Consider the following 9,979-nt stretch of genomic DNA (forward strand, 5'->3'; position numbering starts at 1 on the left):
CGTTTTAGACGCATGGAGATACTTGAGAAATTGAGTATCTCCTTTTTTTATTATTGCTAATATATGGGATTTATTCCCTATATATTTTTTATCTAAAAAAGAACTAAGGTTTGTAATATGAATAATTTAAACTATAACTTGAATTACGCAGTTAGCATGGCACACTGCGTACACAAAAAAATTAAATATGAGGAGAAACTCCTGCCAATTAAGGTAGAGGATATTATCAAATATAGACCAGATATTAAGATAGAAAAAAAAGATCTCTTAGGCTTAGATGGATATAGCATCTATAACTATAAAACTAAAAGGTATCTTATAGCACTAGATGATGTTAACTATGACTTATCACGTCAAAGATTTACCCTTGCCCACGAACTTGGCCATATCTTTCTGCAGCATCACACAAAATATAAATATCTAAGCGACTATGTAAAAGAAAAATCTGCAGATGCCTTTGCAGGAGAACTCTTAATGCCTAGAGAAATGATGTATAAGACAGCAAAGTTTCCACCAAATTATGTCCTGGACTTATATGGAGTTAGTTACAGTGCCTACGAGCAAAGAAAAAGATTTTTAGAAGACATGGAAGGCTTTAGAAGGAAGATAGAAGATGAGAAGTCAGTTTCTTTAAATGATATTATCCAATATACAAAGCACTCATTGATTTTAGATAAATATAAGTTTCAAGAAGTTTAGTTATTCAAAGAAAGGAGAATGTTATGAATAAAGAGAACAATATGATACAAGTTTTTGAAAATAAGGAAGTCCGTTCAAAATGGGATTCAGAAAAAGAAGAGTGGTTTTTTAGTGTAGAAGATGTTGTTTCTGTTTTGACAGAAAGTGTCGACCCAAAACAATATATAAAAAAAATGCGTAATCGTGACAAAGAATTATCTAGCAACTGGGGTACAATTTGTACCCAGGTTAAAATGATTGCTAAAGATGGCAAAAAAAGAAACATCCAAGCTGCTGATATGGAAGGAATATTCAGGATAATTCAATCCATCCCATCTCCTAAAGCTGAGCCTTTTAAATTGTGGTTAGCTAAAGTTGGTAAAGAAAGAATTGATGAAACAATAGATCCCGAGTTGGCAATTCAAAGAGCAAAAGAAACTTATCTTAAAAAAGGTTATGATGAAAAATGGATACAACAAAGAATGATATCCATTAAGGCAAGAAATGAACTCACTGATCAATGGAAATCACACGGAATAAAAGAAGGAATAGAATATGCCTTGCTAACAGATGCATTAACCTTAGAGTGGTCTGGTTTAAAAACCAAGGATTACAAAAATTTGAAGAATATAAAAAAGGGGAATCTAAGGGACAATATGTCGACATTAGAATTAACTTTGAATCAATTAGCTGAAGCAACAACAACTGAGCTCACAAAAACATATAATCCGCAAGGGTTTGACGAAAACGAAAAAATAACAAGACAAGGTGGTAAAATTGCAGGAGATGCAAGAAAAGCCATAGAGGAGAAAACTGGTAAATCTGTTGTAACAAGTAAAAATGCATTAGACTTCACAAAAAATAACTTAGAACTTGACTAAGAATAAATAAAAAAATCCTTGACCCGCGACCAAACGAAATCAAGGAAAATGTCATATATAGAGACTTTCTGTCTCCTTTTATATAATACCATAATTTTATGGTAACTGCATCCCCCAGATGCAAATGTAGCTTTCCTACTAAAATTTTTAGGAGGATATATGTCATATAAAATTTTAAAAAACGGCAAAATTAAAATCATGGGAGACTATAACTTTAATGGCAAAAGATATAGACCCAGTAGAACAATTGGAACAAATTTAGATGGGATCCAATTAAAAGCATTAGTTGCAACTATAGAGGCCGAGTTGTATGAAGAAACAAAGCTAAAGGCATCTGATCCAAATAAAATCTCTGAGCTTGATATTATTGAAGCAAGAGAATGGTATATAGATACCAACGACCTTGAACAAAACACAATAGACTGGTATAGAGATTATATTGGAAAAAGAGTGGGAAATTACTTTAAAAATAAAAAAGTAATTACCTTTACTGAAGCAGATGCAAGAAACTTCTTTGAATTTCTAGAGACTGAGAAGGGGATTAATACCAATAAACCCTTAAGTCAAAAGACAAAGAAACATTATTTGACAGCACTTCATGCACTATTTGAAGAATTAGTTACAAAAAATGTAATAAAGGAAAATCCATTTAAAACTATCAAGATTAAGGTATCTCGTCGTTTAACAAAAAACAGATACTACAACATATCCGAAGTACAAAAACACTTAGAAATACTTTCTGAGCATGCTCCTGTAAGGTATTTCCTATTCTATGTCTTAACTGTAATGTGTGGCTTAAGACCTGCAGAAGCAAGAGGCTTGAAATGGAATAAAATCAACTGGATCGAAAGAAAAATATTAATTGATGAATCCTTAGCAGCAACAGATGCAGGCTATATAACAAAAGGCACTAAAAATGAAGAACCTAGAGAAATAGACTTGATTGATTTAGCAGTTACTTTGCTACAAGTCCATTATAAAAATGAACAAGAAAAATCAAAAGAGTTGAAGTTGAAAACTGATATATTTAATAATTATGTATTCACTAACTCTAGGGGAGAACATATAGGAGAATCCACCTTTAGAAATTGGTGGAAAAACTTTTGTGAAAGATACCATTTGAGGTATGTGCCACCTTATGGATTAAGGCATACAACAGCAACAATGCTTGCTTATAATAACATACCCTTGGCAAACATAGCACAGCAAATGGGACACTTAGACACTTCAACTACCCTAGTGTATATCCACGCAGTAGAAGAAGGAAAGAAAGATATCTTTAATGTTTTAAACGGAACTGTGAAGATGGATTTATTAAAAGTTGAGTAAATCCAAAAAAGTGGGGACTTAATCGCGGAATCAAAAAAGTCATCATCTTGAATGGCTATAAATAGACATTCATTTAAAAAAACAGGTGGGGACTTTAGGTGGGAAATTACCATCAAATACGGTTAAATATGGTTAATTGTCAACGCAAATAAAAAAACCATTCACTAAGGAATGGCTATTTCTACACAATATGGTTAACTGTGGTTAAGTATGAATGGTGGAGGCGGTGGGAGTCGAACCCACGTCCGAAGACTTCTTACAGAAAGATTCTCCGAGTGCAGACTCCTCTTAAATTTCCCCTGCATTACTAGAGTGTCAAACTCATACAGAGTATCGCCATTAACCCCCTCTGCTATGGCGCCTTACAGAGTTCGTTTGCCCGCTAATTTGAAACCCGGTTACAGTTCGCGGTGTCTGGCCGGATTGCTACCTAATTAGGCAGCTAGTGCGAAATTATTTTCGTCGTTTATTTTTTATAGACCATTTTTACGTTGTGTGATCCATCAACGACTCGCTACTTAAAGCTCAAAATCCCCGTCGAAACCATTTTCGCCCCCATATTTAGTTAGACTAAGATTATACTAAAACTTCCCTGTTTTGTCAATTTTAGTGCATCTCAGTCCTTTTTATTCTCCTTCTATTTTTCTTTGCAAACTTAAATCTTAAAATTTTCTTCCAAATAAAATATCCAATTACAGAACCAAGAAGGTTTAAAATTAAATCATCAATATCAACAGATCTTCCTATAAAAAATTGAATAAATTCAACAAAAAAAGAAGTAGCAAAAGTAATGCCAAGGATCTTTAAAATATTTCTCGTCTTTGGAAAAATTTCTGCAAGTAAAATTCCAAAGGGCACAAAAATTATTATATTTCCAAAAATATTTATCATTGTATGAAGAAATCCTGAATATTTTACGTAATTTCTTATAGTTCTAAAGGGAACTAAATTTACACCCCAGGCTCCAGATGAAATTCTATCTTTAAAATTTCCTACGAAGTCAAAATTTTCATTAGTTAAATTTATTCCAGAGTTGGCTATATAGGAATTTGGCGTAAATAACATTATAACTAAAAAGGCAAGGTAGCCTGCAAAAAGACTTAGTAGAAATTCTCTAAATCCACTAGAATTTATTTTTCTGTGGGAGAAAAACTTTACTCTCAGCATAGAAAAAACTAGGAAAGTAATCACAAAGGCAGGTATTGTCCTTACTGCAAAAAATAAAAATAATCTCATATATTTTTTAGTTCTATTAAATTTGTTATGGAATATTTATTTTCATCTACAACTATTTGCCACTTGTCCTTAGAATTTTCATCATACATACCTACAGTTTCAAGGCCTGCTCTTTTTGCAGTTCTAAGTGCTAAATAGGAATCGTCTATTAAATATATATCTTCTTTTTTTTCGCCTAATGCGTCAGCTATAGTTGTGAAAAATTTTTCTTCACCCTTAATGTGGCCAACTGAATCTGCTGTGTAAAGTCCTTCAATATATTTATCAATGCCATACTTATTTATTACAATTTCTGCAAAATGTTTTGCTGTTGATGTTCCTATTACAATTTTTTTCTTTTTTTCTTTAAAATAATTTAAAATTTCTAGGGCGTTGTCCTTTAATTTTACTTTGTTGGAATAAAAATCTATAACTGTTTTGCTAAATCCTTCATATAATTCATCAAAACTTTCTTCTAATTTATAATATTCTTTTAAATATTTAAGAGAAGTTACAAGGCTCATTGTAGTCATTTTGTGTTGTACTTCGTCTTCTATGTCTATTCCCTTAGTCTTCATGAAGTCACGAGAAACTCTCCTCCAATAACCCATAGAATCTACTAAGGTTCCATCAAGATCAAATATAATAGCTTTCATGTTACCTCCTTTTTTAATAATACTTATATTTTAGTTGTAATCTTTTTATAAATCAACTATAATAGTTTTCTAAGTGCTTTTTAAAATTTTTTAAAAAAAGCTTTGACAAAAATTTATTTCATGTTATAATAATATCTGTTCGAAAATTAAATATAAAGAATATAAAATTCTTGTAAAATTTTCATTGTCGGGGTGTAGCGCAGTTTGGTAGCGCACGTGGTTTGGGACCATGGGGCCGGGGGTTCGAATCCTCTCACCCCGACCATTTCTTTATTGTGAAGGCGAAAGCCTTCTTTTTTTGTGTCTTTAAATTATTTCCATCTAATTTTTGTTAGTAAAATTTTATAGCATCAAAGATTTTTTTCATTATCATTCTTAGAATTTCTTAATATTTTTATATTTTCACAAATTTTTAAATTTTTTACTTTTCTATAAGTTTTTGTAGGATTTCTTATTAATAAATTTACAAATAATATTATTAATTACTTAATATTTCATTTATTAAAGTTTTTAGTAAAAGTGTCCATACATATTTCTTCTGCAAACGGTTTAATCCTTGAAATTCTTAGGTTTTTTGCCTTGTATTTATTATTTTATTGTTCTATAATTGAGCTAAGAATAATAAAAGTAAAGGAGGATTTATATGTTACTATTTATTATTGGACTTATAATATTGCTTGGTGGCGGATTTTTCTACTCTAAATATGTAGAAAATCAATTAGCACCTGATGACAGAGAAACTCCAGCCGTTAGAAAAGCCGATGGAGTTGACTATGTAGTAATGAGCGAAAAGAAAAACTGGCTCATCAATTTACTTAACATTGCAGGTATGGGACCTATCATTGGACCTATCCAAGGTATTCTTTTTGGACCTATTGCTTTTCTAGCAATTCCACTTGGTTGCGTATTTGCAGGATCTGTTCATGATTACATGACTGGATTTATTTCAATGAGAAATGGTGGATCACAAGTTCCTAAACTCGTTGGAAAATACATTGGCGATGGAATCAGAAAATTCTACAATATTGTTATTGCAATTTTACTTCTTTTAACTGGTGTAGTTTTTGTCTACACTCCTGGAGACCTTATCGCAAATGATATTCTTAAAGTCGGCGCCGATTCAAATGTTATTTGGATTATTTATGCAGTAATTTTTGCTTACTACATAGCTTCAACTGTACTTCCTATCGATAAATTAATCGGTAGAATTTATCCAATCTTTGGTGGTTTCCTAATTATCTCTGCTATTGGAGTATTTATTGGAATCTTTATTAAAGGCTCTGGTGACTTAGCATTTAAAAATGCTGGACTTCTTGCAGAACACCCACTTGGACAAAAATTTATTCCATCATTCTTTATTACAGTTGCTTGTGGTATCTTATCAGGTTTCCACGGTTCTCAAGTAACACTTATTTCTAGAACTGTTAAATCTGAATCAGAAGCTAAGACAACTTTCTACTCAACTATGATCGCTGAAGGTTTCATCGCCATGGTTTGGGCAGCAGGTGCAATTGTTCTATTCTCTTCTGGAAAAGCTGCACTTGACACTCCGGGAACAATTATGGTTGGTCAAGTTTCTAAATACTTCATGGGTAATGTTGGTGGACTTCTTGCAGTTCTTGGTGTTATTGCACTTCCTATAACTTCTGGTGATACTGCTTTTAGATCTCTTAGACTTATCATCTCTGAAGAACTAAACATTGACCAAAAAGCTCCTTCAAAGAGAGCCGGTCTTTCTGCAGTATTATTTATCCCAGCTTTTGCAATTCTATACTTTGCAAAAACTAATCCTAATGGATTTAACCTACTTTGGAGATACTTTGGTTTCACTAACCAATTCGTAGCAACTTTTGCTCTAGCTGTTGCAACTATTTATTTAATTGATACAGGTAAAAATTATATTATTACTCTACTTCCAGGAATCTTCTATGTATTTATAGTATTCTCATTTATTATTAACATTAAAGGTCTTGGACTTGGAATGCCATTCTCAATTGCATACCCTGCAGCAGGTGTTATAGCAGTTTTATATGCTTACTTCGTAATTAAACTTGGTAAGAAGAATAAAGATAGAATACAATCTATAAATTTAGATTAATTATTTTAAAATAAGAGGTGGCTATGTGCCACCTTTTTTATTTAGGAGGTTTTATGAATTTTATAATAAGTGATAAAGCTTTAGATTTTCTCAAAAAGAAAAATATAAACAAAATTTTTGTGAATCCTGATGTTGATGTAAAAGCTTCTTGTTGCGGCGTGGGAAACTTTGACTTTGACATAAGCATAAGAGAAGACGAGGACACAAGTAGGTATAAAAAAGTTGATTTCTCTGGCATATCAATTTTTTATAATCCAACTCTTGAACTTTACCTTGAAGGTCGGGAAGACATGGATATAAATATTTCTGCCATAGGTCTTGGAAATTTTAAAAAATTATATGTTGAGAACGAAATAAATTCAATTGAAAAATGAAACGATTAGTGACTTAAATGAAAAATACAAAAATAGAAGACTTTATAAAAAATTATGAATTAGAGGAAAAATATAAAGAAAGAATTCCAAATCCTCACTTCTTTTATTCTGGCGACGAAATTTTAAAAGAGGCAGTTTCAGCAGTTTTGGCTGGCAAAAATATTCTTCTTGTTGGTGATAAGTCAACAGGTAAAAATGTTTTGGCAGAAAATCTCGCCCACCTCTTTAAAAGACCTCTTTGGAATTTGTCCTTTCACATAAATATTGATAGCTCCGTTTTAATTGGCGACGACACCTTAAAAAATGGAAATGTCCTCTTTCGTGAAGGACCTATTACAAAGGCTGCAAATTGTGGCGGCTTTGTTGTCTTAGATGAAATTAATATGGCAAAAAATGAAGCAATGGCAGTACTACACTCCATTTTAGACTATAGAAGAATTATTGACATACCTGGTTATGACCTTATTAAACTTCATCCTGCAACGAGATTTATTGCCACAATGAATTATGGCTACGAGGGCACAAGAGAGTTAAACGAAGCACTTCTCTCTCGTTTTGTAATTATAAAAATGCCCCTAATTTCTCGTGATAGACTTGTTGAACTTATTAAAAAAGAATATGCAAATATGAAGGAAGAATATGTGGGAAACATTGCCTTTTTCTTTTATGATTTAAAATTAAAGGCAGAAGCAGGAGAAATTTCACGCCATGCTCCAGATCTTAGGGGAATTTTTGACGCAATTGATCTAGTTAGAGAAGATCTTAGTTTAAATTCTGCCCTTCAGCTTACTATTGCAAATAAACTCTTTGATCCCTATGAAGAAGAAATTTTAAGGGATTTAATTAAGACGAGGTTTGAAGAAAATTTATATTTTAAAGATATTTTCCAAGAGTGATTTTTACTATGAAAAATAAAAATTCTAGAAAAGAAGAAAATCGAATAAAAAATATAATTTGGGACGGCTCCATGGACTATGACAATGAGCCTTTCATCACTGGCGAAGACATATCTGGCAATCCAGACTTTTATCTAAATTTAATAATCGGCATTTCAGCAAAATATTTTGGCAGTGAAAATTTGGAGAAACTTTTTGAAATTTGGGAGTACAATCTTAACAGAGATAAATTTGATTTATTTGCAATTTTTCTTTTAGAAGATTTTGTCTATGAAAAAGAAGTAAAGTCTAGGCAAGTCTTGACCTCTCTTAGAAAAATTTATGCAAAAAAATTTTTAGAAGATAAATACGACTTGCAGAGAAAAAATTTAGCCTTAAAAGAAAATTTATTTTTTGAAATGCAGCTTAAAAAAGTTCATGATATTTTAGGCATGCCCTATAAGTTAAGCGACAAGAGAAAAAAAATTTTTGAGTCTTTAAAACTTAAAAATGATACTGATGAAAAAAATTTAGAAGAAAGAATCCTAAATATTTTTCGTGAAAGCTTAAATTATACGGAAAATGAAGCTTTAAAATTCTCTCCCCTAAAAAATTTCACCCTCTTTGATTCTATGAGCTTTGTTAAACTTGAAAGATCTAATAATCCAACTCTTTTTGGAGATTTTCAAGGCAAAAAATCTTCTGGCATTACTGGATTTTTCTATTCCCTTGCCCTAAAAAGAAGAAGGGAAAAAGAAAAATACATTGAAGATACTTTTGGCAAGTCAATTTATTCTGATGATGAAATGAAAATAATTGAAGAGAAATATTTATATGGCGCCCACAAAAAATCAAAGCTTCACTACACAAGAGGTCAAATACACAAAAATCTTCATGAAGAAAACTTTGACGACGAAGCTGTAAATAGGCATCTTTTAAAATTTAAGAAAAATAGAAATTTTTACAACAATGAAATTAAAAGTCTATCTAAAAAAATTAGGCTTGCACTTTCTTCTCATTCTGGCATGGAAGACGTTGTAACAAATAGCGGAAAATTAATTTCACGTCTTGCCTACAAGTCTATGATTTCTGACAAGGTTAATATTTTTTCAAAGAAAATTCTAAATTTACATTCTTACTTAAAGGTGGATTTAATTTTAGACGCTTCCGCCTCCTTAATGGATTTAGAAAGTGACATAGCTATTGAGGCATATATTGTGTCTAAGTCCCTTGAAAATAACGAAATATTAAATCGTGTGATTTCTTATGAGACTGTCGGAGACTATACAGTTATCACAATTTTAAAAGACTATGAAGAAAAATCTGATATTGAGAAAATTTTTAGGTACAGGACAAGTGGTTGGAATCGTGATGGACTATTTTATCGTGCCTATGAAAATTTAATTGATTCTAAAAATGAAAATCATCTTTTAATTGCCCTAACTGATGCTCATCCTCGTGACATTAGACCCCTTGCTTCAAAAAACTTTTTTGGCTCAAAAAGTTATTGCGAAGAAGCATCTCTTGATGACACAAAAAAAGAACTTGATAAGTTAAAGAAATCAGGTCTCCATACTTCTGCAATTTTAAATAGTGACAAAGTTGATAATGCAAAATTTTTATTTGGAAGAAATTATATAAGGATAAATAATGTAAATGAAATTGCCAATGTGGCAGGTCGCTTTATTCAAAGAGAAATTGCAAATATTGAAAAGAAATAAAAAACTGCAGCTGTCTATGATGTGTACCCATAAAACTGGACACAATATTTAGTTAATTAATTGTAGTGGATGCTAACCTATACTTTGTAGGTGGCATCCATTTTGTTTTTGATTGAATTCTTTCATTATTGTAATAATCAATATATTCCTCT

General features: G+C 31.5%; 10 protein-coding genes, 1 tRNA gene and 1 other RNA gene. 8 read left to right on the forward strand and 4 right to left on the reverse strand.

Annotated elements, in window-relative coordinates; translation table 11 throughout:
- Window positions 1-117: 117 nt before the first annotated feature.
- From JOD41_RS06315 to JOD41_RS06325, 3 genes are all read left to right on the forward strand, one after another.
- On the forward strand, window positions 118-699 hold the full coding sequence (locus JOD41_RS06315; protein ID WP_239541083.1) for an ImmA/IrrE family metallo-endopeptidase: 582 nt from the start codon (window positions 118-120) through the stop codon (window positions 697-699).
- A gap of 23 nt (window positions 700-722) precedes the next feature.
- Window positions 723-1,559: a BRO-N domain-containing protein gene (locus tag JOD41_RS06320; protein ID WP_205052072.1), complete on the forward strand. Its 837-nt coding sequence runs from the start codon at window positions 723-725 to the stop codon at window positions 1,557-1,559.
- A 159-nt stretch (window positions 1,560-1,718) separates the two neighbouring features.
- Window positions 1,719-2,888 carry a tyrosine-type recombinase/integrase gene (locus tag JOD41_RS06325; RefSeq protein WP_205052073.1) on the forward strand — a complete coding sequence of 390 codons (1,170 nt, stop codon included), beginning with the start codon at window positions 1,719-1,721 and terminating at the stop codon, window positions 2,886-2,888.
- Window positions 2,889-3,103: 215 nt separating this feature from the next.
- Here JOD41_RS06325 and ssrA read toward each other — a convergent pair.
- The 3 genes from ssrA to JOD41_RS06340 all read right to left on the reverse strand — a co-directional run bounded on the left by ssrA (window position 3,104) and on the right by JOD41_RS06340 (window position 4,759).
- Window positions 3,104-3,445: a transfer-messenger RNA gene (gene ssrA, locus JOD41_RS06330) on the reverse strand.
- Window positions 3,446-3,494: 49 nt separating this feature from the next.
- On the reverse strand, window positions 3,495-4,124 hold the full coding sequence (locus JOD41_RS06335) for a VanZ family protein (protein WP_205052074.1): 630 nt from the start codon (window positions 4,122-4,124) through the stop codon (window positions 3,495-3,497).
- Window positions 4,121-4,759 (reverse strand): HAD family hydrolase, encoded by a 639-nt coding sequence (locus JOD41_RS06340; RefSeq protein ID WP_205052075.1) that lies wholly within the window; start codon window positions 4,757-4,759, stop codon window positions 4,121-4,123. Before JOD41_RS06340 ends, JOD41_RS06335 begins: the two co-directional genes overlap by 4 nt.
- Before the next feature lie 188 nt (window positions 4,760-4,947).
- Here JOD41_RS06340 and JOD41_RS06345 point away from each other — a divergent pair.
- The 5 genes from JOD41_RS06345 to JOD41_RS06365 all read left to right on the forward strand — a co-directional run bounded on the left by JOD41_RS06345 (window position 4,948) and on the right by JOD41_RS06365 (window position 9,827).
- Window positions 4,948-5,024: transfer RNA gene (locus JOD41_RS06345), tRNA-Pro, on the forward strand.
- A 378-nt stretch (window positions 5,025-5,402) separates the two neighbouring features.
- Window positions 5,403-6,857, forward strand: coding sequence for a carbon starvation CstA family protein (locus JOD41_RS06350; RefSeq protein WP_205052076.1), 1,455 nt, complete (start codon window positions 5,403-5,405; stop codon window positions 6,855-6,857).
- A gap of 53 nt (window positions 6,858-6,910) precedes the next feature.
- The gene (locus JOD41_RS06355) at window positions 6,911-7,231 is read left to right on the forward strand and encodes an iron-sulfur cluster assembly accessory protein (protein WP_205052077.1); all 321 of its coding nucleotides are present in this window, start codon (window positions 6,911-6,913) and stop codon (window positions 7,229-7,231) included.
- Between the two features lie 17 nt (window positions 7,232-7,248).
- The gene (locus JOD41_RS06360) at window positions 7,249-8,127 is read left to right on the forward strand and encodes an AAA family ATPase (protein WP_205052078.1); all 879 of its coding nucleotides are present in this window, start codon (window positions 7,249-7,251) and stop codon (window positions 8,125-8,127) included.
- A gap of 8 nt (window positions 8,128-8,135) precedes the next feature.
- A complete protein-coding gene (locus JOD41_RS06365; protein WP_205052079.1) occupies window positions 8,136-9,827 on the forward strand; it encodes a VWA domain-containing protein in 1,692 nt (563 codons plus the stop codon).
- Window positions 9,828-9,879: 52 nt separating this feature from the next.
- On the opposite strand, the gene JOD41_RS09325 is transcribed toward JOD41_RS06365, so the two are convergent.
- The coding region (locus JOD41_RS09325) for an IS3 family transposase (RefSeq protein ID WP_205052085.1) at window positions 9,880-9,979 on the reverse strand (100 nt) is incomplete at its 5' end.

This window comes from Peptoniphilus gorbachii (genome assembly GCF_016908115.1).
GTDB lineage: Bacteria > Bacillota > Clostridia > Tissierellales > Peptoniphilaceae > Peptoniphilus_A > Peptoniphilus_A gorbachii.

What these genes read in the sequence shown, in the direction of transcription:
- JOD41_RS06335 (WP_205052074.1), bottom strand. Translation starts at nt 4,124, where the DNA reads ATGAGATTATTTTTATTTTTTGCAGTAAGGACAATACCTGCCTTTGTG.
- JOD41_RS06350 (WP_205052076.1), top strand. Translation starts at nt 5,403, where the DNA reads ATGTTACTATTTATTATTGGACTTATAATATTGCTTGGTGGCGGATTT.
- JOD41_RS06365 (WP_205052079.1), top strand. Translation starts at nt 8,136, where the DNA reads ATGAAAAATAAAAATTCTAGAAAAGAAGAAAATCGAATAAAAAATATA.
- JOD41_RS06325 (WP_205052073.1), top strand. Translation starts at nt 1,719, where the DNA reads ATGTCATATAAAATTTTAAAAAACGGCAAAATTAAAATCATGGGAGAC.
- JOD41_RS06320 (WP_205052072.1), top strand. Translation starts at nt 723, where the DNA reads ATGAATAAAGAGAACAATATGATACAAGTTTTTGAAAATAAGGAAGTC.
- JOD41_RS06315 (WP_239541083.1), top strand. Translation starts at nt 118, where the DNA reads ATGAATAATTTAAACTATAACTTGAATTACGCAGTTAGCATGGCACAC.
- JOD41_RS06360 (WP_205052078.1), top strand. Translation starts at nt 7,249, where the DNA reads ATGAAAAATACAAAAATAGAAGACTTTATAAAAAATTATGAATTAGAG.
- JOD41_RS06355 (WP_205052077.1), top strand. Translation starts at nt 6,911, where the DNA reads ATGAATTTTATAATAAGTGATAAAGCTTTAGATTTTCTCAAAAAGAAA.
- JOD41_RS06340 (WP_205052075.1), bottom strand. Translation starts at nt 4,759, where the DNA reads ATGAAAGCTATTATATTTGATCTTGATGGAACCTTAGTAGATTCTATG.